Raw genomic sequence first — 22,393 nt, forward strand, 5'->3', positions numbered from 1 at the left:
TGATGGGAGAAAGCCGGTATGACACATGACGACGTAAATAAAAGTCGCCGTCGTTTCTTGGTAGGCGCAACCTCCGTTGTCGGTGGAGTGGGTGTCGTGGGTGCCGCGGTACCGTTTGTTGCGTCCTGGAATCCGAGCGCCAAGGCCAAGTCTGCAGGTGCACCTGTGAAGGTGAACATCAGCAAGCTTGAGCCGGGGCAGCAGATGATTGTTGAGTGGCGGGGCAAGCCCGTCTGGGTGGTGCGGCGCACACAGGAGATGCTGCAGAACATTGACAAGCTGATTGAGCAAGGGATCCTTGCCGACCCTCAGTCAGAGCGGGAGCAGCAGCCTCCGTATGCCAAGAACAAGTATCGGTCAATCAAGGATGAATATCTGATTGCGGTCGGCCTCTGTACTCATCTGGGTTGTTCTCCCAAGTACCGTCCGGAAGTCGGGCCGGAAGATCTGGGCGAGGAGTGGCTTGGGGGATTCTTCTGCCCGTGTCATGGCTCGCGGTTCGATCTGGCGGGGCACGTATACAAGAGTGTGCCGGCGCCGACCAACCTGGTCATTCCTCCTCATCGCTACCTTGATGAGATAACGGTCGAAGTTGGTGTGGACCAGGAGGCTGCGTAATGGAAAAGCTGATTAACTGGATTGATGCGCGCTTGCCGGTGGTGGCTGCTTTTGAACGCCACATGAGCAAGTACTATGCGCCGAAAAACTTCAATTTCTGGTATTTCTTCGGATCCCTGTCACTGGTTGTGCTGATCAACCAGCTCGTTACGGGTATCTGGCTTACCATGAGCTACAACCCGTCAGCGGAAGGTGCCTTTGCATCCGTTGAATACATCATGCGTGATGTGGAGTACGGCTGGCTGTTGCGCTACCTGCATTCGACAGGAGCATCGGCCTTCTTCGTGGTTGTTTATCTGCACATGTTCCGGGGTCTGATGTACGGCTCCTACAAGAAGCCCCGCGAGCTGGTGTGGATCTTCGGTATGGCCATTTATCTGGCGCTGATGGCGGAAGCCTTCATGGGCTATCTGCTGCCCTGGGGACAGATGTCGTACTGGGGGGCCCAGGTTATTGTCAGTCTGTTTGGCGCTATCCCGGTTGTGGGTGAGGATCTGGCTCAGTGGATCCGTGGTGACTATCTGATTTCAGGGATTACCCTGAACCGCTTCTTCGCGCTGCACGTTATCGCAATTCCGCTCGTACTTGTGGGGCTGGTCGTGCTGCACCTGCTTGCTCTGCATGAAGTCGGTTCCAACAACCCTGATGGCGTGGAAATCAAGAAGCACAAGGACGAGAACGGTGTGCCTCTGGACGGCATTCCCTTCCATCCCTACTACACGGTTCACGATATCGTTGCGCTGGTTGTTTTCCTGTTCGTGTTCTGTACCGTGGTGTTCTATTTCCCGGAAATGGGCGGCTACTTCCTGGAGAAGCCCAACTTTGAGGAGGCCAACCCCCTCAAGACACCTGAGCACATTGCACCCGTCTGGTACTTCACGCCGTTCTACGCCATGCTGCGTGCAGTGACCTATCCGCTTTTCGGAATGGATGCGAAATTCTGGGGTGTGGTGGTCATGGGAGCGGCCATTGCCATTCTGTTTGTCCTGCCTTGGCTGGATCGGAGCCCGGTCAAGTCCATTCGTTACAAGGGCGTGCTCAGCCGTATTTTCCTGTTTGCATTTGCGATTGCCTTCGTGGTGCTGGGATATCTTGGGGCGTTGCCCGCAACGCCAGGCCGTACGACTGTAGCTCAGATCATGACCGTGGTGTACTTCCTGTTCTTTATCCTGATGCCTTGGTACACCCGCGCTGAGAAGACCAAGCCAGAGCCGGAGAGGGTGACATGCAAATGAAACAGTTGATCAAAGTTCTGGCCGTCGTGCTGTGGATGCCCATGGCATGGGCCTCGGTAGGCAATGTGCACCTCGACAAGGTGTCAGTGGATATTCGTGATCAGGCGTCTCTTCAGCGTGGCGTGAAGCTGTTCACGAACTACTGTCTCGGCTGTCACAGCATGAAGTACAGCCGCTATGAGCGGATTGCCAACGATGCGGGTATCCCGAACGAAGTGTACGAGAAAAACCTGATCTTTGGTGATGACAAGATCGGCTCACTGATGACCATTGCCATGGACAGCAAGGACAGCAAGACCTGGTTCGGTGCCACACCGCCGGATCTCACGCTCGTTGCACGGCTCCGTGGCGCAGACTGGTTGTATTCCTACCTGCGCGGCTTCTACAAGGATGAGTCACGTCCCTGGGGTGTCAACAATGTGGTCTTCAAGGACGTGGGTATGCCCCATGTGCTGGTGGAGTTGCAGGGTCTGTGTGCCAAGCCGCCTCATATTGGTGCGGTCACCGAGATCGACCCGTTGAGTGGTCAGGTCAAGGGCAAGAGCGGCTGCGAAGAGTTTGCCATGAAGGGCAGCATGACTCCTGAGGAATATGATGCCGCCATGCGCGATCTGGTGAACTTCCTGGTTTACGTCGGCGAACCGGCACGCCTTCAGGCAGAAGCCATTGCGCCCTGGGTACTTGGCTTCCTGGTGATACTGTTCATCTTCGCGTACCTCCTGAACAAGGAGTATTGGAAGGACGTACACTGAAGTCTTGGTGTATAATCCGACCGTTTTGACCGGTTCCGGTGTGCTGCGGTGCACCGGAGCCGTTTGCGTTTAAATTTCCTGGACTGATGCCACTGGCGTGAGGTGATTCCATGGCGATCGTGACAAAGCGATCTTCAATGACTTTTTTTTCCGACCCGCTGAGCCACTACAGCCACCGCGTGCGCATTGTGCTCGCGGAAAAGGGCGTGGCAGTGGATATTATAAATGTGAACCCGGATGACCTGCCTCAGGAACTGGCGGACTACAATCCTTACAACACTCTGCCCACTCTGGTGGATCGGGAGCTTTCCCTGTACCAACCGAATATCATCATGGAGTATCTGGATGAGCGGTTTCCGCATCCGCCTCTGTTGCCGGTTTATCCGGTAGAGCGCGCACAGAGTCGTCTGCTGATGTACCGGGTCGACCGGGACTGGAGTCCGCTGGTGGATCGTATCATTGCTCAGCCGGACGGTGCCGATGCCGACGCGGCTCGCAAGGAGCTGGCAGAAAGCCTCACCAGTATTTCGCCGATCTTTGAGGACAAGGAATTCTTCATGCGCGAGGAGTTCTCGCTGATCGACTGTGTCGTTGCGCCGATTCTCTGGCGCCTGGACTACCTGGGCGTCAAGCTGCCCGAAAAGCCCACCCGGCCGCTGCGTCGTTACATGGATCGACTGTTCAAGCGCGAATCTTTCAAGGCAAGCTTGTCTGAACTTGAACAGGAGATGCGTGCCTGATGCCTGACAGGCCGATGACCAGCAGTCGCCCTTACCTGATCAGGGCGCTGAACGAGTGGATCCTCGACAACGGGCTCACGCCTTACCTGGTTGTGGATGCCGGTTGTACCGGGGTGGATGTCCCCTCCGATTACGTCAGCGCGGGTCAGATCGTGCTGAATATCAGCCCCGGAGCTGTTCGGGGGTTGACGCTGGGTAACGAGTGGATCGAGTTCAGTGCCCGTTTTGGCGGTGTGCCGACCGCTGTGAGGGTGCCCGTCCGTGCGGTGCTGGCCGTCTATGCAAGGGAGAATGGTCAGGGGATGGTTTTCGGGGCTGAGCCCGGTTTCCACCCGGATCCGGACGATACGCCGCCCTCGGATGAGCCGCCAAAGGCACCTGGTTCGGGGAAGCCGCATCTGAAAGTGGTCAAGTAAACATGAAGCCCGCCACTAGGCGGGCTTCATCTATCGGGTGTGACTCGCCAAACGCTTTTCCGGTTACTCTGCCGGACCAAAAATCTGATTGTCGATGTAGTCGCAAAGACTATGAATCACTAGCAGGTGAACTTCCTGGATGCGCGCAGTCGAGTCTGCCGGCACGCGAATCTCTACATCTTCGGGGCGAATCAGTGACGCCATGTTGCCGCCATTCTTGCCTGTCAGGGCGACAATCCGCATGTCGCGGTCCTGAGCTGCCTTGATGGCCTGAATCACGTTGGCGGAGTTGCCGCTGGTGGAGATGGCCAGCAGTATGTCGCCACTCTGACCCAAGGCCCTGATCTGTTTCGCGAACACATCATTGTAGTGATAGTCATTGGCGATTGAGGTCAGTGTCGATGTATCTGTCGTCAGCGCGATCGCCGGCAGACTGGGCCTCTCCCGTTCAAAACGGTTGAGAAGCTCCGAGGAAAAATGCTGCGAGTCGCCGGCCGATCCACCATTGCCACAACACAAAATCTTGTGGTCGGAGAGCAGCGCTTCCACCATGATTTGTCCGGCTTCCGCGATGGATTGGGGTAGGGTGGCCAGAGCCTGCTGTTTGGTCTCAATGCTGGCCATGAACAGGGATTGAATACGGGCTATCGGGTCCATTGTCATTCCTGGTTTGGTGTTGGCTTTAAAACGCGTTCTGTATCCACTCGGGCGTATCGGAGGTAAAGCTTACCACATCAAAGCGGCAGGGCGGTTGGCTTGCCAGCCGCTGAAGATAGAATTCTGCCGTGCGTCTGAGTTTGCGTTGTTTTGCTGGCGTGATCTGTTCGAGTGGTGAGGCAAAAAGGTCCGTACGGCGGTACTTCACCTCAACGAAGACCAGTGTATCGCCGTCCTGCATGATCAGGTCGATTTCGCCGGTCTTGCAGCGAAAGTTGCGCGTGACCGGCTCCAGTCCCTTTGACCTGAGCCAGGCTTCGGCCCGGGCTTCCCACTTGAAACCGGTAATCTGGGTTGGGCTGTGAGTCATGGTGAGCCGGTTTCCGGAAAGACTTGGCCGTTCTCAAAATAGGCCCACTGGAGACGGCGGCCCAACCTTCGGGGCGTGGCTTTGTATATCAGGCCCGTTACACCGTCCAGTTCAAAGGCGTCAAAGGCTTTCAGAAAAGGAAGCCGTCGAATGATTTCCAGCGCATCGGCACCCAGCGCATAAAGTCTCAGGTAGGCGGGCTGAGCACCCTCAACCGTTACGGCAACCTTCACCGGGTTCGAGCGGGTCAGCATCCAGGGCATTTCCGGGAAGCGTACGCCGTTCAGATCCTTGTCCTTTTCGGGGGCGACAATACCACTGTGAATCAAAGAGGTGGCATAAACGGGAATACCGCCCGCGTAGTGAAACGCGAGAAGAGGCTTGATCTGACGGCCGCTTACGGGAGTTGCGATCATGATGATGGCGTCGATATCACTCCGGGCACGAAGTCGGTAGTCCAGCTTCTCTCCCAGAACAGTCTGGAGTGTTCGCCCCCGCTGCCGGCTTTCTGAAGTGCCTACCAGTTTCCCCACCTGGGTGCTCAGATTATCGGTTCTGCCGTAAGTCTGTTCGCTTGTAATCTGCACGCCCAGCAGGCTGGCCTGGCTGCGGAAGCTGTTGACGGCGTCACGCGCCCAGTCGGTGTCGGGGTAAATCACTGCAATACGCCGCCGACCCTCTGCAGAGAGGCGTTCCGCAATCTGGCGAAGTTCATCTTCACCCGAAAGTGCAAAAAAATAGTGGGATATTGCCGCGTCTGGTGTTGTTGAGTCGGGGGTGTTCATGGCCAGCATGGGGGTGGAAAAGCCGGCCTGTATCCACTGCCGGATGCGCGTCTTGTCCAATGGGCCAACGATGGCGTCAATGCTTTCGCGGTCGAGAAGTGAGCCGAGTGACTCAGTGGATAGTTGATTGCTGTCGGCCAGAAGGAGTCTGGGACGTGTGTCGGGATTCAGCTGATACCATGCGGCAATGAGGCCATCACGGATCGCCTGGCCTGCGGCGCCCAGCCGGCCGCTTTGCGGAAGCGCCACAAGAACCGTTTTCGGTGTGACGGACTCAAAGCGAGCGATCAGGGTCAGCTCCTCCGGGGGATAGAGGGCTGCAGGGTGGCCAGGCCACAGGGTCTGCCACTGCTCCAGAGCCTGGCGTTGGAGTTCCAGGCGTCCCAGTGCCTGTTTGATGCTGACCGCAAGTTCCAGCCAGCCGTACCAGTCACCGGTCGTTTCCGGCTCGAGGTTCATGGCATCCTCGAGTTCTCCGGTCGGGACGCCCGACAGATGTGTCCAGATCCGCTGGCTGAAGTCGGGGGCGGATTCCGCCGGTTCCAGCCCGGACAGTCGTGTGAGCCAGTATGCCGCTTTGAGCGACTGGCCGTTGAGTTCGTAGACGTCTGCCAGCTGCGCGAGTGTGGCACGCAGGTCGTCCAGTGGTTGTTGATCCAGAGGCAATGCTGCCAATCGGTCTGCGGGGACAAGCGCATTTTCAGGTTGTCCGCGCTGCAATTCCAGTTCGATGGCCAATCGGTTCAGTGTCATTCGGTCCGGTACCGGCAGACTGGATTCCGTCAGGGCGAGTGTTTGGACAATCAGTCTGGCCTGTTCCAGCTCACCCAGCTCGCGCAACAGTCGGGCAGCATCCAGCAAGAGGCGTTCCCTTTGCGGGGAAAGTGCGGATCTGGCTTGTTCGAGGAGTGCCTGTGGTGTATTAGCTGCCGTCTGACTTGTCGTGGTGGTCGGTGCTTGTTTCGGTGTGCTGGCACAACCTGTAAATAGCAGCGTGATAACACACAGGGATGCCGCTACAATTGCCCTTTTCATGAACGTCCCGATCTGGTTGATATGGCGGCATTGTATCAGAGAAGGGGTGTCAGGCTGAATCACCGGAGGAGCTGTGACGGGAAATTTGAGTGTTGTGGCAACGCCGATCGGAAACCTGGGTGATTTGTCACCGCGTGCGCGTGAGGTATTGGGCTGCGCGGACCGTATTCTGGCGGAAGATACGAGGCATACACGAAAGTTGCTGTCTCTGTGCGGCATATCAGCGCCGCAGCTGGTTTCGTTGCATGAACACAATGAGCGTGGCCGGATAGATCAGGTTCTTGCCTGGCTGGCTTCCGGGGAACAGTTGGCACTGGTTTCGGATGCCGGTACACCGCTGATTTCCGATCCCGGGTACCCGCTGGTACGGGCAGTCAGGGAGGCAGGCTATCGGGTTATACCTGTCCCGGGGGCCTGTGCATTGATCGCTGCGCTGAGTGCGTCGGGGCTGCCGACGGATCGTTTTGTGTTCGAAGGGTTTCTGCCCGCCAGAGCATCGGCCCGGCGGGAAACGCTTGCACGCTTGCGTCATGAGCCGCGTACGCTGGTATTCTATGAGTCGGGTCACCGTATTGAGCAGATGCTTTCAGACGCGATGGAAATCATGGGGCAGGAGCGTGAGGTGGTTGTCGCCCGAGAATTGACCAAGACCTTTGAAACCTTTCTGGGAGGCACGCTGGAAGAAGTGTTGGATGCGGTGCGCTCGGATGACAACCAGCGCAAGGGAGAATTTGTGGTCATGGTCAGGGGTGCGAAAGACGTGCCCGATGCGTTGAGTCTTGATGAAAACCGGCTTCTTGAGGCGCTTGCCGAGGTGTTGCCACCCAAGACAGCGGCAGTGACAGCCGTGCGGCTGCTGGGCGGCCACAAGCGCCAGTGGTACGAGCGTTTGATGGCGCTGAAAAAAACAGGCGAATGAGCGGAGGCAGCCACCGTCTGACTTGAGTCGGCTGTGCAAACCCGTTAAAGTGGCGTCGGGAAGTCTGCCGGACAGTCGCTGCTGTCGCAAGACAGGGGAGGAAAGTCCGGGCTCCGCAGGGCAGGGTGCCAGGTAACGCCTGGGCGGCGAGAGCCGACGGAAAGTGCAACAGAAAGGATACCGCCTGCCTCGGCAGGTAAGGGTGAAAAGGTGCGGTAAGAGCGCACCGCGCGACTGGTAACAGTTTGCGGCGATGGTAAACCCCACCCGGAGCAAGACCAAATAGGAATCCAATGGTGTGGCCCGCACCGGATTCGGGTAGGTTGCTAGAGGTGTCCGGCGACGGACATCCCAGATAAATGACTGTCTTCAACAGAACCCGGCTTACAGGCAGGCTTCCCCTTTTTCTCCACCCGATCCCGTTCTGATTTTTGTTTCTCTAATAGCAAAAAATTCTTTGAATTCACAATCTTTCTAAATTGGCGTCGTAGCCCGCTGATTTGGCTGTCTTTTTTTTCATATTTAGTTGTCCTTTCTCTGATTCTCCGGCCTAACTCGTTGTCTTTTAAGAAGAAAATATAGAAGCGCATACGCCTTTTGTTATTGCAAAGGTTCAAGGTTGTTTCTATAGTGTGTGTCAAGTGGCGAAAAGTGGTTCAAAGTGGCGCAAAATGGAATTTGCAGGCTGAAAGGGGCATAGGGTGTTCAGAGGCATTACGACCATCAATATGGACGCGAAGGGGCGGTTTGCATTACCGACCCGTTATCGCGACCGTGTGGCCGAAATGTGCGCCAATCAGCTAGTCGTGACCATTGATACTCAGGAGCGCTGCCTGCTGATCTATCCGCTGCCCGAATGGGAAGTCATTGAAAAGAAGCTGGATGAACTGCCCGGGCATAACCCGGCCGTGCGTCGTATCCAGCGTATGCTGATCGGCCATGCCACGGACGTGGAGGTGGACGGTCAGGGTCGGGTGTTGCTGTCTCAGGAGTTGCGTGAGTATGCCGGCCTCGAGAAAAAAGTGGTGCTGATGGGGCAGGGGCGCAAGTTCGAACTCTGGGATGAGGCGGCCTGGAAGGCAAAACAGGCCAGTTATCTGGAAGCGGCAGAAGACGCTCAGTTGTCAGAAGAGCTTCTGAACAGTTTGCCGTTGTGAATGATTTGCACAGAGTAAACATGATGCACGCAAGTGTCCTGCTCAACGAATCCATCGACCTGCTGCAACCGGAGCGCGGCGGGATCTTTCTCGATGGTACGTTTGGTCGCGGTGGACACAGTCGTGCCATTCTGAGCCGACTGCCGGCTGACGGCCGGCTCCTGGCGACGGACAAGGATCCCGAAGCCATCGAGGCGGGTCGGTTGCTGGCTGAAGAGGATGGTCGGTTCAGTATATTTCATGCGAGCTTTGCAGATGTGGACGCGGTGCTGGCTTCTGCCGGTGCCGGGGCGCTTGATGGTGTGCTGCTTGATCTGGGCGTGTCGTCTCCCCAGCTCGACCAGGCTGAGCGCGGATTCAGCTTTCTCAAGGATGGCCTCCTGGACATGCGAATGGACTGTACGCGAGGAGAATCGGCAGCGGACTGGATTGCCCGTGCCGAGGAAGACGAGATGGTACGGGTATTCCGTGATTACGGTGAGGAGCGCTACGCAAAACGCATTGCCAGGGCCATTGTGTCAGCACGCGAGGAAGCGCCCATCACCCGCACGACTCAGCTGGCTGAGATCGTTGCTGCGGCGCATCCCCGGTGGGAGAAACACAAGCATCCCGCTACCCGGATCTTTCAGGCCATCCGTATTCATGTCAATGATGAGCTCGGGGATCTCGAGCGCGCCTTGGTCGCCATGTTCGACCGCCTCGCACCGGGCGGACGTTTGGTCGTGATCAGCTTTCATTCGCTGGAGGACCGGATCGTCAAGCGCTTCATGAAAACCTGTGCGCAGCCACCGCACATACCTCGTGACGTGCCTGTCAGGGACAGTGATTTGCCGGCTGCACGGGGACGTCTGCTGGCACGCAAGGTTCGTCCCGGGGAACGGGAGCTGGCCGGCAACCCCCGTGCACGCAGCGCGGTTCTGAGAGCTTTGGAGAAACGATAATGATGATTCGTCATCAGCCCGTGGGCGCGACGCGCAAACAACCCCGGACATCTGCGGTGCAGGCGGTCCGTATTCGTACCGGCGCGGGCGTTGAGACCTTCCGGAACTGGATGCAGGAGACCCGGCAGCTGATTGGCCGGCTTCTGCGCGGAAAGAATCTGGTTACGGCGGGTCTGGCCGCGCTGGTCGTGGTGTCATGTTTCGGGGTGATCTACAGCGCCAGTCTCAACCGGGGGCTTTATCGCACACTCGACAAACTGGAGCAGGAGCGCGCGCGTCTGGACAAGGAGTGGGTACAGTTGCTCCTTGAGGAGAGTAGCTGGGGCGCACCCAGCCGGATTGAGTCCATAGCCGTGAACAAGTTGCACATGGTGCAGCCGGCAGCCCGGGAAATCGTTCTTGTGAGGAAACCCAGGTGAGCGAACGGATTCCGCGTACACGCATAGCAGTAGTCATCGTGGTGATTGCTTCGGCATTCTCCACGCTGATCTGGCGTGTGGTGGATCTGCACATCATGGATCATGCGTTTCTGGCGCGGCAGGGCGACCTGCGCACGATTCGTGAGGAAGTGATTCCTGCACGTCGGGGCATGATTACTGATCGCCGGGGTACGCCTTTGGCGGTGAGTGCGCCGGCGTGGGATATCTGGGTGGATCCCTTGCATGCGCGACCTGACAAGGCCGAGTGGCAGAAGCTGTGCAAAACACTCGGGCTCTCGTGTGCGGACGTGCTGGCCAGAGTGGTCAGAGCCCAGTCAGCAGGCGGCCGGTTCCTCTATCTGGGGCGGGCAGTGCCTCCCTCGACCAAAACGAAGCTTGATGCTCTGGATCTGGACGGTGTTTCGGCTCGTCCGGTATTCAAACGATTCTATCCGGCCGGCGAAGTGGCGGCCCATGTGGTGGGGCTGACTGATATTGATGAAAACGGGCAGGAAGGTATCGAACTGCGTCTGGATGACATCCTGAAAGGGCATGATGGACTGCGCAAGATACTCGTGGACGGACGGGGGCGTCTGGTACGTCCTCTCTCGCGTGTGCGTCCGGCTGAACCGGGGCAGGATGTACGGCTGAGTCTTGACATGCGATTGCAGTACCAGGCCTATCGGGAGCTGAAGGCCGCGGTGGAGGCCCATGCGGCGCGATCCGGCTCGCTGGTCATGCTGGATGTCAGGACCGGGGAGGTACTGGCCATGGTGAACCAGCCCTCCTTCAACCCCAACAATCGGCAAACCATGGATCCTGAAGGTTTGCGTAACCGGGCAGTGGTAGATACCTTCGAGCCCGGCTCCACAGTCAAACCATTTACGATCAGCGCAGCGCTGAACAGCGGGCGCTTCAGCCTGGATTCTGTGGTCAACACCTCGCCCGGGTATCTGCGTCTCAATGGCAATACCATCCGTGATGTTCATGCATACGGCGAGATTGATCTGGCCACTGTCATCATCAAGTCCAGCAATGTGGGGACCAGCAAGGTGGCGCTGGCATTGGGCATTGAGCCGGTCTGGGATATGTTTTACAAGGTCGGATTTGGTCAGGCGACCGGTATAGAGCTGCCGGGCGAGGCGGTGGGCGTTCTGCCCAGTTTCCCCAAGTGGCCCCGTGTCAGGATTGCTGCCTTGTCTTATGGATACGGGCTGTCCGTGACGCCATTACAGTTGGCGCATGCATATCAGGTTCTGGCTAATGATGGTGTTGCCACCCCGGTTTCCATCCTGGCGGGGGGCACAAAAGGCTATTCTTCTCGTCCGGTCATGCCTGCGAACGTCGCGCGGGCCATGCGTGGTGTGCTTGCCCGGGTGGTCGAAAAGGGCGGCACTGGAACCCGGGCGGCACTGGAAGCCTGGCGGGTGGCGGGCAAGACGGGTACGGTACACCGCGTCGGCAGCAATGGCTATATGGATGATAACTACATTTCCGTTTTCGCCGGCTTTGCGCCGGTGGATGCGCCACGAATTGCCACCGTGGTGGTCATCGAAGGGGCCAGCAAGGGGGAATATTACGGTGGTGAAGTCGCCGCGCCCGTATTCCGCCGGGTTGTAGGCAGTGCGCTGCGTATTCTTAATGTGAAGCCGGACGGCGGAACCTGGATGCGGGTTGCTCAGGGAGGCATGCCATGAGGCGATTGGTGGATCTGACAAGCCGCAAGCTCCCGGAGTCCTTGGCTGAGGTGACCATTCGGGACCTCGCGCTGGATAGTCGCAAGATTGAGGGCGGTGAGCTGTTTCTGGCGCTTCAGGGGGCGCGCCTCGATGGTCGTCAGTTCATTGATCAGGCTGTTGCGAATGGTGCAGCCGCAGTGCTCGCCGAGGGTGAGGCCAGCCTGGGACATGTAAATGGCGTGCCGGTGTGGCAGACACCTGATGCACGCGTACTCGCAGGTGAAATGGCGCATGCACTCTACGGCTCGGTCACCACGTCCGGACTCAATGTCATCGGCGTAACGGGAACCAACGGGAAAACGTCCGTGACACATTTTATTGCGCAGTTGCTGCGCAGGGCCGGACGATCTGCAGCAGTCATCGGAACCATTGGTCAGGGCGTGCCCGGTGCGCTTCAGGAAACGCTGAATACGACCCCGGATGTGATTTCCCTGCACAAGGCACTGGCAGATCTCTATCATGGCGGGATGACGGAAGTGGCCATGGAGGTGTCTTCCCATGCGCTGGATCAGCGTCGCGTAGCATCCGTACGGTTTGCAGCGGCAGTCTTCACGAACATTACGCGGGACCATCTCGATTATCACCGGACGTTTGAACGCTATGCGGCCGCCAAGCGGCGCCTGTTTGACCAGTCGCCTCTGGATACTGCAATTATCAATGTCCAGGATCCTGTTGGCGCGGGCTGGTATGCCGAATTGGCCAGCGCTCACCCGGAACAGGTCATTGCCTATGGCAAACCGGGTAGTGATGTGTATGCTGACGCGCTTGAGCTGGAAGCAGAAGGTATCCGCGGGACTTTGGTGATCGGCGGTGAGCGCGCACCTTTCTATCTTCCGCTGATGGGGGATTTCAACGTTCAGAATGCTCTGGCGGCGGCTGCGTACATGGCATCCTGTGGTTACAGCGTCAGAAAAATAGCGGACTGGCTGGGTGCCCTGTCTGCAGTGCCCGGTCGCATGGAGATGCTGCGCCGGGAAGGGTTGCCCGCTGTTGTTGTGGATTATGCCCATACACCGGATGCACTGGAGAAGACGCTCAAAGCCCTTCGCGAGCATTGTCAGGGGCGCTTGTGGGTTCTGTTTGGCTGCGGCGGTCAGCGCGACCGGGGCAAGCGTCCCCAGATGGGGCGGGTGGCAGAAACCTGGGCGGATCGGGTTGTGCTCACGGATGACAACCCCAGAGGAGAGTCCCCCAATCCATTCTCAAGGATATCCTGGCCGGCATGCAAAAACCTCATCGGGCGGCGTGTATTCAGCCACGTGAAATGGCGGTGCAGTACTGTATTGAGCGAGCTGCGCCGGAAGATGTGGTGCTGCTCGCGGGCAAGGGCCATGAAACCTGGCAGGAAATTGCGGGACAGCGCTATGCCTACAGTGATCTGGATGTGGCTCGGCAGGCCCTTTCGGCCAGGCGGGCACGCGAGGTGCGCTCATGATCGGCAAGTGGACACTAGAGCGCGTCGCAGCCTGCACGGAAGGTCGACTGACCGGTGATAACGCAAGCTTTGACCGGGTGGTGACGGATTCGCGCAAGGACTGCCGGAATGCGTTGTTTGTGGCGCTGCAAGGGCCTCGTTTTGATGCTCATGAGCATGTCAATGAAGCCCGCGGAAAGGGTGCCGTGGGCGCACTTGTATCCCGGGATGTGTCTGAAGTGCCTCATGTGCAGGTAGATGACACGCTTCAGGCTCTGCAGAAGCTGGGCCAGGCGAACCGGGGGGCTTTTACCGGGCCGGTGGTTGCCCTGACGGGCAGCATGGGCAAGACCACCGTCAAGGAAATGCTGCGGCGTATTCTGGGAGAGCAGACCTGTGCGACAGAGGGCAATCTCAATAATCATGTCGGCGTGCCGTTGAGCCTGCTTCAGTTGAGCCCTGAGCACCAGTTTGGCGTTTTTGAACTGGGTGCCAATCATGAAGGTGAAATTGCCAGGTCCGTATCCTGGGTGCGGCCGGACGTGGCTCTGGTAACAGTTGTCGGGCGAGCGCATGTCGGGGAGTTTGGCGGGGCCGATGCGGTGTTGCGCGCCAAGTCCGAAATTTTTTCCGGCCTGCAGACCGGTGGCGTGGCGGTCATTCCGGCGGGCCAACCCTATACGCAAACACTGAAAAAACGCGTGCCCGAAGGCTGTCGTGTTCTCACGTTCGGTCTGGATGGCGAGGCAGACGTCAGGCTCGACATCACCGGAACGGATGCAGACGGGTATTGCCGTGCGCAGGTTCTGTGGCATGGCGAAAGTGCCGGTGAGCTCAGCTTGTCCATTCCGGGCGTGCATTCGGTTTACAATGCGGCCGCTGCATTGGCGGTAACGGCAGCGCTGGAGCTGGATGTATCAGAACAGGTTTGCCGGCTGAACGGTTTTGCGGGTGAGGCAGGCCGGCTCGGCATTCGCCGTTTCGGAACCCTCACTGTCATTGATGACAGTTACAACGCCAACCCGGACTCCATGAAAGCAGCACTCTCGGTGCTGGCCAGTCGCCATGAGACAAGAAAGCTGGCTTTGCTTGGCAGCATGGCTGAACTGGGTGCAGAAAGCGACGCCATGCACCGTGAAGTCCTTGATTTCGCCAGTCAGCTGAGTGTGGAAGTTGTGACAGTCGGGCATTGGCCGGTATCAGATCGCTCAGGTGAGCAATTTGAAACGTCCGATGAGGCAGGCCGGTGGCTTTCGGCGGTACTGAAGCAGGAAAGCGAGCCGGTTGTGGTGCTGATCAAGGGGTCACGCAGTGTGCAGATGGAAAAGGTGGTGAACATGTTGCAGAAAACGGGGAGCCCTGACTGATGCTTGTCTGGCTGGCAGATTACCTGTCGCAGTATATAGATGGATTGGGGGTATTCCGTTACCTCACACTGCGCGGCATTCTGGGTGTACTGACGGCGCTTGCCATCAGCCTCATCATGGGCCCCGTCATGATCAGCAAGCTGCGGTACTACCAGATTGGTCAGGCTGTCCGTGATGATGGCCCGGAGAGCCACTTCAGCAAGGCCGGCACGCCCACAATGGGGGGCGCGCTCATACTTGTCTCAATTGCCCTGGCGACCCTGTTGTGGTCAGACCTTGGCAACCGTTATGTCTGGATTGTGCTTCTTACCACGCTGGCATTTGGCGCCATCGGTTGGGTCGATGACTGGCGCAAGGTCGTTGAAAAGAATCCCAAGGGGCTACCGGCCCGGTGGAAGTACTTCTGGCAGTCCATCGCCGGTTTTGCGGCGGCCATGGTTTTGTACAAGACCGCTCAGTCACCGCAGGAGACACAGTTGATCGTCCCCTTTTTCAAGCACGTGGTCATCGATCTTGGTCCCTGGTACATCCTGTTGACCTATTTTGTTATTGTCGGCAGCAGCAATGCAGTCAACCTGACCGACGGGCTGGATGGACTGGCTATCATGCCCACGGTGATGGTGGCCAGCGCACTGGCCATCTTCGCCTATGTGGCGGGGAACGCAAAATTTGCTGACCATCTCCTGATTCCGCATATTGCGGGCGCGGGCGAGCTCATTGTGTTCCTGGGGGCCATGGCGGGTGCCGGTCTCGGATTCCTCTGGTTCAATACCTACCCGGCCCAGGTTTTCATGGGGGACGTGGGGGCGCTGGCTCTGGGGGCCGCGCTGGGCGTGGTGGCCGTGATTGTGCGTCAGGAGATTGTCCTGTTCATTATGGGCGGCGTGTTTGTCATGGAAACCATCTCGGTGATTCTGCAGGTGGGGTCCTACAAGCTGACCGGCCGGCGAATCTTTCGAATGGCGCCGCTTCATCATCATTTTGAACTGAAGGGGTGGCCGGAGCCCAGGGTGATCGTCCGCTTCTGGATCATCACGGTGATTCTTGTGCTGATCGGTCTGGCCACGCTGAAACTGAGATGACTATGGTTACGGCAAGATGTGCACAGATGAACAATCTAATCGTGGGCCTGGGCGCCACCGGGATGTCATGTGTGCGCTATCTGACCCGGCGCGGGCAATCCTGTGTGGTGATGGACAAGGGGCAACCTGCTGCAGACAGGCTGGAGGCGTGCCGGGAGCTGGGTGTGCAGGTTCATGCAGAAACCTGGTCCCGGGACCTGGTCGAATCGGCCGACCGGATCTGGCTCAGCCCGGGCGTCCCGTTGGCAGATCCCATCTGGCAAGGTGTTCGCGATCGGATCACTTCCGACGTGGCAGAGTTTCTGGCTGAGCGTCAGGTACCTGTGATCGGCGTGACGGGCTCCAATGGCAAGAGCACGGTCACGGCATGGATTGAGCATGTCGCATCGTCTGTGGGTATCCGCTGCATGGCCGCCGGTAATATTGGTGTGCCGTGTCTCGAAATGCTGGATGCACCTGCTGATCTGGTTGTGCTTGAGCTTTCCAGCTTTCAGTTGGAAATGCTTGATTGCCCTGGTCTTGACGTGGCCGTACTGCTCAATGTCAGCCAGGATCACATGGATCGCTACGCTGATATGCATGCCTACGCGGAAGCCAAGCGTCGGATATTCAGGGGAGCGCGGGTTGCAGTGTTCAATGCAGATGACCCCGAGACGCGTCCGGATCCCGGACTGCAGGCCAGTCGCCTGCCTTTTGGCCGGGAGGCAGGTACTCAGGGCTGGAAGGTGAATGCTGACAGTGTTCCGGCAACGCTATGCCATGATGGCCTGAGTGTACTGAAAGAGTCGGATATCCAGCTTCCCGGCCTGCACAACCTTTACAATGCCGCAGCGGTTCTGGCTGTCATGAGTGCAAGAGGGGTCACCCCCGAGCGTTGTCTGGGAGCCCTGAAATCATTCAGGGGACTGCCCCATCGTTGCCGCAAGGTGGCCGAAGTGGGCGGGGTCGCCTGGTACAATGATTCCAAGGGCACCAATGTGGGGGCCACCCTGGCAGCAGTGGCTGGCGTGGCACGGCGCAGCAATGCAGTGCATCTGCTCCTGGGCGGGCTGGGCAAGGGACAGGATTTTGCGCCCTTGCGTTCACTGAGTGCTCAGGTCTCTCAGGCCTGGGCTTTCGGCGAAGATGCGCAGCGTATTGCTGAGGCTGTTGGTGATGCATTCCCGGTTCACTGTGTCGAAACCCTGGCACAAGCCGTTGAAGGTGCAGCAAGGGAGGCAAAACCGGGCGAGGCGGTGCTGTTGTCTCCGGCATGTGCGAGCTTCGATCAGTTCAAAAGCTATGCCGATCGGGGTGAAAGCTTTGAGCGGCTTGTTCACATTATGGCGGGGGAGGATGTCGCATGAATAGGGCAGCGGTCATTCCTCATGCAGATCTCTATTTCGCCATCGATCGCTCATTGCTCATGGCTGCGCTGGCGCTTGCTATCATGGGGTTGGTCATGGTGGCATCCGCCTCGGTGGAGATTGCCCAGTCGCTGACCGGTAATGCCCTCTATTTCGCATTCCGACAGGCATTGTATCTGGCCATGGCGCTGGCTCTGGGATTTGCCATGCTGCGCATCCCCATGGATTTCTGGCGGAAGCAGGACTGGTTGCTTCTGGGGTTGACCCTGGCCTTGCTGGTTGCCGTACTGATTCCCGGAATAGGCCGCACGGTTAACGGTAGCAGTCGTTGGCTGTCGCTGGGTTTGTTCAATCTGCAGGCCTCGGAAGTGGCCAAGATCGCAACAGTCTTTTACACCGCGAGTTACCTCGTCCGCAGGGAACAGGAGGTGCGCACCAGCCTGTGGGGCTTTGTCAAACCTCTGCTGGTGGTCTGTGTCTTTGCGGTTCTGCTGCTGATGGAGCCTGATCTGGGGGCGCTGGTAGTCATCCTGACTGCGGTGACGGGCGTGCTGTTCATCGCGGGTGTGCGCTGGCTCCACTTTGGTGCTCTGGTTCTGACTGGTGCTGCAGGTGTCGCCATTCTGGCCATCACATCACCCTATCGCCTGAAGCGACTGACGGCTTATCTCGACCCCTGGGCTGATCAGTTTGATACGGGCTATCAGCTGGTGCAGGCGCTTATTGCATTCGGGCGTGGCGAGCTGGCCGGCGTTGGGCTGGGTAACAGTATTCAGAAGCTGTCGTTCCTCCCGGAAGCCCATACGGATTTCGTGTTTGCCATCATCGGTGAGGAGCTGGGCCTGATGGGGTCGCTCATCATCATTGCCCTCTTTGCAATCGTTGCTTGGAGGGGGCTTTATATCGCGATGGAGGCTCAGCGTGCGGGACAGGCCTACCAGGCCTATGTCGCTTACGGTATCACCTTTGTGCTGACGTTTCAGGCTGTCGTCAACCTGGGGGTTAACACCGGACTTTTGCCTACCAAGGGGCTGACGCTTCCCTTTGTCAGCTACGGTGGCAGCAGTCTGCTGATGAGTGGCGCCTGCATCGGAATCCTGCTGCGGTGTCATGCGGAGGCTGTCCGGGCCCGGGAGGCTGCCACATGAGAGTTCTGATCATGGCCGGTGGTACGGGCGGACATGTCTTCCCCGCGCTTGCCGTTGCGGAAGTACTGGGCCAGCGAGGTGCCGAGGTGCACTGGCTGGGTGCAGAAGGCGGACGCGAGGTACGCTGGGTCGGGCAGGCTGGTTTGCCCATTCACACGGTGCCGGTTGCCGGGCTGCGCGGCAAGTCGCTGGGAGCGCGGCTGAAAGGTGTGCTGTCGATGATGCGGGCACTGATGCGCGCGCTGGGTATCGTACGCCGCCTGAAGCCGGATGTTGTTCTCGGTATGGGTGGCTATGCTGCGGCGCCGGGCGCCCTGGCAAGTCGCGTGTTGCGTTGTCCGCTGGTTATTCATGAGCAGAATGCGCTGCCGGGGATGACCAACCGGGTTCTCGCCCGGTTTGCCACACAGTGCCTCGAAGCATTTCCCGGTGCGATGAGCCGCATCGCAGGGCATGTAGAGCTGGTAGGCAATCCCGTGCGCCGGACGCTGATTGAGCGGAGTGCAGAGGCCGCCGCCGCTGGATCACGCACGCCGCTTACAATACTGGTGCTCGGTGGTAGTCTGGGCGCCCAGGCCCTGAATGAAATCGTACCCCGGGCCTTGGCGGAGATTTCGGTGCCAGTGGACATGAAGGTTATCCATCAGGCAGGAGAGGGGAAAGCCGGGGACTGTCTGGAAGCGTATCGCAAGGCGGGTGTGGAAGCAGACGTGGTGCCCTTTATCGATGACATGGGAGCAGCCTACGCCCAGGCGGATCTGGTCATATGCCGGGCCGGGGCGATGACACTGGCAGAGCTCATGGTCATGGGGCGGCCAGCCATCCTGGTTCCGTTTCCCCATGCAGTAGATGATCATCAGTATTACAATGCGCGCTACCTGGCGGATGCTGGCGCAGCCTGTATTCTGCGTCAGTCCGAGCTGACACCGGCGCGATTGGGAAAAACCGTGCAAGACTTGCTCTCCCGGCCTGAACGGCTGCAGGAGATGGGGCAGAGTGCCCGCTCTCTGGCACGTCCTGAAGCCGCTGAACGTATCGCAGACATACTGGAGACACTGGCCCATGCCTGAGCAGAAGATGCGCAAATTATGGACTCCGCCCGAGATGCGCCGCATCCGGCGAATTCACTTCGTTGGAATCGGCGGTTCAGGTATGTGCGGGATTGCGGAAGTGCTCAGCAACCAGGGTTATGAAGTTTCCGGTTCTGACTTGTCAGACACGCCTGTGACACGTCGCTTGAGAGAAGTGGGGATTGACGTGCGGATTGGCCATGAGGCCGGCCATGTGTCCGGGGTGGATGTACTGGTTGTTTCCTCTGCGGTCAATGAGGCCAACCCGGAAGTCAGGGCGGCAAGGGAGCAGCGCATACCGGTGGTCAGGCGAGCGGAAATGCTGGCGGAGATCATGCGATTCCGTCATGGCATCGCTGTGGCCGGCACGCATGGCAAGACCACCACCACAAGCCTCATTGCCTCACTGCTGGCAGAAGGTGGCATGGATCCCACCTTTGTGATTGGTGGTCGCCTCAATAGTGCCGGCACCAATGCCAAGCTTGGACAATCACCGATTCTGGTGGCGGAAGCGGATGAGAGCGATGCCTCCTTCCTGCACCTGACGCCCATGATTGCGGTTGTGACCAATATCGATGCGGATCACATGCATACCTATGGAGGAGACTTCAATCGCCTGAAAGACACCTTTGTGGACTTTCTTCACAATCTGCCTTTCTACGGACTTGCCGTTATCTGTGCGGATGATCCGGTGGTGCGCGACATTCAGCCGCGCATTGGCCGCCCGGTCATTACCTATGGGGTATCGGACGATGCGGATGTCCGGGCGGTGGATATCCGGCAGCGAGGCATGACCACGGAGTTTACCTGCCTGCGGCAGGGCAAGGCGCCGCTGGAGGTCAGTCTCAACATGCCAGGGCACCATAACGTCCTCAATTCGCTGGCGGCGATTGCCGTGGCGACGGATGAGGGAGTTGGTGACGACAAGATCCGCTCCGCCCTGGCGCGTTTCGAGGGTGTCGGGCGGCGTTTTCAGGTGTTGCTTGATGTCAGTGTGGATGGACAGCCCATTACGCTGGTGGATGACTATGGCCATCATCCCAGAGAAGTCGCGGCAACTCAGGCGGCTATTCGTGCAGGATGGCCGGACAGACGGCTGGTCACTGTTTTTCAGCCGCATCGCTATACCCGTACACGTGATCTGTACGAAGATTTCGTTGATGTGCTCTCGGGGTCAGATCAGTTGTTCCTGCTGGAGGTCTATCCGGCGGGAGAAGAACCGATTCCCGGCGCCGACAGCCGCAGCCTTGCGCGTAGTATCCGTCAGCGTGGCCAGGTGGATCCGGTCTATGTCAGCGGGCCTGATGCACTGCTTCCCTTGCTGCGCAACATGATCCGTCCGGGAGACATCGTGCTGATGCAGGGCGCTGGGAATATCGGCGCACTTGCCCGCGAGATGGCTGATCGCAAGCTGGGTCTGGAGGATCAGGCATGACAGACTTTGGTCGCGTCCTGGTGTTGTTTGGCGGTACCTCCGCGGAGCGTGATGTTTCGCTCAAGAGTGGTCAGGCAGTACTGGATGCCTTGAAGGCTGCCGGTGTGGATGCGGAAGGTTATGACCCCGCTGGTGGTCTGGAGCGGCTGCTGAAAGGCGACTATCAGCGCGCTTTCATTGTTCTGCATGGCCGTGGTGGTGAAGACGGTGCGATTCAGGGCGTGCTCGAGTGGCTGGGCAAGCCCTATACCGGCAGCGGTATTCTGGCCTCCGCACTGTGCATGGACAAAGCACGGACAAAACAGGTCTGGGTGGCTGCAGGTCTGCCGACAGCTGAAAGTCGGGTCATTTCCAGAGGACAGCATGACTGGGCCGGACTGCTTGACGGGCTGGGTGGAGATGTGGCGGTCAAGCCGGTTTGTGAGGGTTCAAGCATCGGTATTCAGCGCGCGCAGGATCCGGAAACACTGGAAGCTGCCTGTGCAGATGCATGGCGATACGATGACCGGGTGCTTCTGGAACGCTGGATTGTCGGAAAGGAGTATACCGTTGCGATTCTGGGAGACCGGGCTTTACCCGTGATTCGCATGGAGACGGATCACGCGTTTTATGACTATGAGGCCAAATACCTGGCCGATGACACGCGCTACTTCATTCCCTGCGGTCTGAGCAAGGCTGAAGAGCGCACCATGCAGAAGCTGGCACTTGATGCAGCCAAGGCCTGTGGTTGCAAGGGCTGGGGTCGCGTGGACATCATGCGCGACAACGCCGGCAACAACTGGCTGCTGGAAGTGAATACCGTGCCCGGCATGACTGATCACAGCCTGGTGCCCATGGCGGCAGCCCATGCGGGCATGGATTTTCAGGCGCTGTGCCTGGCGATTCTGGAAACCTCCCGGTTGAAGGAGGAAAGCTGATGGGTGGAGCGGTGAGAGCGCGTCGTGGCGCGACCTACAAAGAAACCCGGGAGCGTGAATCCGTATGGCGCGTTGCCGGCAAGCTGATGGCTGCCGGCTGGAAGCGGATTCCCTGGAAAACGTGCTGGCATCACGGTCGGGTATTTCTTGTCAGTGTGATCATGGTTGGGTCTCTGACTGCCGCTTTTGACATGCTGGATCATCCGCTGGGGGAGGTTCGTCTGGTAAGTCCGGGACCTCATGTGACGCAGGCGGATCTGGAGCCTGTTCGCCAGATGCTGCAAGGGCGTTCCTTCCTGTTGCTGGACCTTGCAGAAGTGGACGCGCTGATCCGTGCAGAGCTGCCTTGGGTTGCGCGGACGCGTATCGTCCGTCACTGGCCGGACCAACTGCGGGTGGAAATCACGGAGCATACGCCGGTGGCCCGGCTCGCAAACGGTATGTTGCTGTCCGGCAGCGGACAGGTTTTTGAAGGCAAGGCAGATGATGCCGGACTACCCCTTCTCAAGGGGGAAACGGCCAGCCCGGAGGAACTCTGGCAGGCTTATGTCAAATGGAACCGAAAGCTTGGCGCAATCGGGCTGCATATCGTCAGTCTGGAACAGGAGGCCCGCGGTGCCTGGACACTCAAGACCAGCGCAGGCTGGGGTATCCGGCTTGGCCACGAGGATATGGATGACCGGCTGGATCGAAGCCTGGACATTCTGCGTGCAGGATTGCTCGCACGCAGTGCAGACATAGACATGATCGACGCCCGGTATGAACGGGGCGCAGCGGTGAAGTGGCGGGCGCCACAGGTCACTGAACAGCAACCGCTCAGCTGAAGAGGCA

At 58.6% G+C, this 22,393-nt stretch carries 22 protein-coding genes and 1 other RNA gene; 20 read left to right on the plus strand and 3 right to left on the minus strand.

Annotated features, from left to right (window positions below; all coding sequences use genetic code 11):
• The first annotated feature begins 18 nt into the window (after window positions 1–18).
• From petA to AAIA72_RS00100, 5 genes are all read left to right on the plus strand, one after another.
• Window positions 19–618, plus strand: a complete 600-nt coding sequence (gene petA / locus AAIA72_RS00080) for a ubiquinol-cytochrome c reductase iron-sulfur subunit (protein ID WP_369601429.1) — start codon at window positions 19–21, stop codon at window positions 616–618.
• Entirely contained in the window at window positions 618–1,853 is a 1,236-nt protein-coding gene (locus AAIA72_RS00085) for a cytochrome bc complex cytochrome b subunit (RefSeq protein ID WP_369601430.1), read from the plus strand. Before petA ends, AAIA72_RS00085 begins: the two co-directional genes overlap by 1 nt.
• Window positions 1,850–2,605 (plus strand): cytochrome c1, encoded by a 756-nt coding sequence (locus AAIA72_RS00090; RefSeq protein WP_369601431.1) that lies wholly within the window; start codon window positions 1,850–1,852, stop codon window positions 2,603–2,605. The genes AAIA72_RS00085 and AAIA72_RS00090 overlap by 4 nt, the downstream gene beginning before the upstream one ends.
• A 110-nt stretch (window positions 2,606–2,715) precedes the next feature.
• The gene (locus AAIA72_RS00095) at window positions 2,716–3,345 is read left to right on the plus strand and encodes a glutathione S-transferase N-terminal domain-containing protein (protein ID WP_369601432.1); all 630 of its coding nucleotides are present in this window, start codon (window positions 2,716–2,718) and stop codon (window positions 3,343–3,345) included.
• Window positions 3,345–3,761, plus strand: a complete 417-nt coding sequence (locus AAIA72_RS00100) for a ClpXP protease specificity-enhancing factor (RefSeq protein ID WP_369601433.1) — start codon at window positions 3,345–3,347, stop codon at window positions 3,759–3,761. Before AAIA72_RS00095 ends, AAIA72_RS00100 begins: the two co-directional genes overlap by 1 nt.
• A 63-nt stretch (window positions 3,762–3,824) precedes the next feature.
• Here the strand turns inward: AAIA72_RS00100 and AAIA72_RS00105 are convergent, their stop codons facing one another.
• Genes AAIA72_RS00105 through AAIA72_RS00115 form a run of 3 tightly spaced genes read right to left on the minus strand, consistent with a single transcriptional unit; the run spans window position 3,825 to window position 6,608 of the window.
• Entirely contained in the window at window positions 3,825–4,418 is a 594-nt protein-coding gene (locus tag AAIA72_RS00105) for a phosphoheptose isomerase (protein WP_369601434.1), read from the minus strand.
• A gap of 25 nt (window positions 4,419–4,443) precedes the next feature.
• On the minus strand, window positions 4,444–4,788 hold the full coding sequence (locus AAIA72_RS00110; protein ID WP_369601435.1) for a YraN family protein: 345 nt from the start codon (window positions 4,786–4,788) through the stop codon (window positions 4,444–4,446).
• A complete protein-coding gene (locus tag AAIA72_RS00115) occupies window positions 4,785–6,608 on the minus strand; it encodes a penicillin-binding protein activator (protein ID WP_369601436.1) in 1,824 nt (607 codons plus the stop codon). The genes AAIA72_RS00110 and AAIA72_RS00115 overlap by 4 nt, the downstream gene beginning before the upstream one ends.
• Before the next feature lie 94 nt (window positions 6,609–6,702).
• Here AAIA72_RS00115 and rsmI point away from each other — a divergent pair, with 94 nt between their 5' ends.
• The 15 genes from rsmI (at window position 6,703) to AAIA72_RS00190 (ending at window position 22,386) form a co-directional block, all read left to right on the plus strand.
• Complete coding sequence (rsmI, locus tag AAIA72_RS00120; RefSeq protein ID WP_369601437.1) at window positions 6,703–7,527, plus strand: 16S rRNA (cytidine(1402)-2'-O)-methyltransferase; 825 nt, start codon at window positions 6,703–6,705, stop codon at window positions 7,525–7,527.
• Between the two features lie 59 nt (window positions 7,528–7,586).
• An RNA gene (gene rnpB, locus AAIA72_RS00125) (RNase P RNA component class A) lies at window positions 7,587–7,930 on the plus strand.
• Window positions 7,931–8,228: 298 nt separating this feature from the next.
• A complete protein-coding gene (gene mraZ, locus AAIA72_RS00130; RefSeq protein ID WP_369601438.1) occupies window positions 8,229–8,684 on the plus strand; it encodes a division/cell wall cluster transcriptional repressor MraZ in 456 nt (151 codons plus the stop codon).
• 20 nt (window positions 8,685–8,704) lie between these two features.
• Window positions 8,705–9,625 carry a 16S rRNA (cytosine(1402)-N(4))-methyltransferase RsmH gene (rsmH, locus tag AAIA72_RS00135; RefSeq protein WP_369601439.1) on the plus strand — a complete coding sequence of 307 codons (921 nt, stop codon included), beginning with the start codon at window positions 8,705–8,707 and terminating at the stop codon, window positions 9,623–9,625.
• Window positions 9,625–10,044 carry a cell division protein FtsL gene (ftsL, locus tag AAIA72_RS00140; protein ID WP_369601440.1) on the plus strand — a complete coding sequence of 140 codons (420 nt, stop codon included), beginning with the start codon at window positions 9,625–9,627 and terminating at the stop codon, window positions 10,042–10,044. The genes rsmH and ftsL overlap by 1 nt, the downstream gene beginning before the upstream one ends.
• Window positions 10,041–11,741, plus strand: coding sequence for a peptidoglycan D,D-transpeptidase FtsI family protein (locus tag AAIA72_RS00145; protein ID WP_369601441.1), 1,701 nt, complete (start codon window positions 10,041–10,043; stop codon window positions 11,739–11,741). Before ftsL ends, AAIA72_RS00145 begins: the two co-directional genes overlap by 4 nt.
• Entirely contained in the window at window positions 11,738–13,276 is a 1,539-nt protein-coding gene (locus AAIA72_RS00150) for a UDP-N-acetylmuramoyl-L-alanyl-D-glutamate--2,6-diaminopimelate ligase (RefSeq protein ID WP_369601442.1), read from the plus strand. Before AAIA72_RS00145 ends, AAIA72_RS00150 begins: the two co-directional genes overlap by 4 nt.
• Window positions 13,215–14,564 carry a UDP-N-acetylmuramoyl-tripeptide--D-alanyl-D-alanine ligase gene (gene murF, locus AAIA72_RS00155; RefSeq protein ID WP_369601443.1) on the plus strand — a complete coding sequence of 450 codons (1,350 nt, stop codon included), beginning with the start codon at window positions 13,215–13,217 and terminating at the stop codon, window positions 14,562–14,564. The genes AAIA72_RS00150 and murF overlap by 62 nt, the downstream gene beginning before the upstream one ends.
• Window positions 14,564–15,646 carry a phospho-N-acetylmuramoyl-pentapeptide-transferase gene (gene mraY / locus AAIA72_RS00160; RefSeq protein ID WP_369601444.1) on the plus strand — a complete coding sequence of 361 codons (1,083 nt, stop codon included), beginning with the start codon at window positions 14,564–14,566 and terminating at the stop codon, window positions 15,644–15,646. Before murF ends, mraY begins: the two co-directional genes overlap by 1 nt.
• 26 nt (window positions 15,647–15,672) lie before the next feature.
• Complete coding sequence (gene murD, locus AAIA72_RS00165; protein ID WP_369601445.1) at window positions 15,673–16,992, plus strand: UDP-N-acetylmuramoyl-L-alanine--D-glutamate ligase; 1,320 nt, start codon at window positions 15,673–15,675, stop codon at window positions 16,990–16,992.
• Window positions 16,989–18,140 carry a putative lipid II flippase FtsW gene (gene ftsW / locus AAIA72_RS00170; protein ID WP_369601446.1) on the plus strand — a complete coding sequence of 384 codons (1,152 nt, stop codon included), beginning with the start codon at window positions 16,989–16,991 and terminating at the stop codon, window positions 18,138–18,140. The genes murD and ftsW overlap by 4 nt, the downstream gene beginning before the upstream one ends.
• Window positions 18,137–19,210, plus strand: coding sequence for an undecaprenyldiphospho-muramoylpentapeptide beta-N-acetylglucosaminyltransferase (murG, locus tag AAIA72_RS00175; protein ID WP_369601447.1), 1,074 nt, complete (start codon window positions 18,137–18,139; stop codon window positions 19,208–19,210). The genes ftsW and murG overlap by 4 nt, the downstream gene beginning before the upstream one ends.
• Window positions 19,203–20,645 (plus strand): UDP-N-acetylmuramate--L-alanine ligase, encoded by a 1,443-nt coding sequence (gene murC, locus AAIA72_RS00180; RefSeq protein ID WP_369601448.1) that lies wholly within the window; start codon window positions 19,203–19,205, stop codon window positions 20,643–20,645. Before murG ends, murC begins: the two co-directional genes overlap by 8 nt.
• Window positions 20,642–21,562 carry a D-alanine--D-alanine ligase gene (locus AAIA72_RS00185; protein WP_369601449.1) on the plus strand — a complete coding sequence of 307 codons (921 nt, stop codon included), beginning with the start codon at window positions 20,642–20,644 and terminating at the stop codon, window positions 21,560–21,562. The genes murC and AAIA72_RS00185 overlap by 4 nt, the downstream gene beginning before the upstream one ends.
• Complete coding sequence (locus tag AAIA72_RS00190) at window positions 21,562–22,386, plus strand: cell division protein FtsQ/DivIB (RefSeq protein ID WP_369601450.1); 825 nt, start codon at window positions 21,562–21,564, stop codon at window positions 22,384–22,386. The genes AAIA72_RS00185 and AAIA72_RS00190 overlap by 1 nt, the downstream gene beginning before the upstream one ends.
• The last annotated feature ends 7 nt before the right edge of the window (window positions 22,387–22,393 follow it).

This window comes from Thermohahella caldifontis (genome assembly GCF_041153465.1).
Lineage (GTDB): Bacteria > Pseudomonadota > Gammaproteobacteria > Pseudomonadales > Oleiphilaceae > Thermohahella > Thermohahella caldifontis.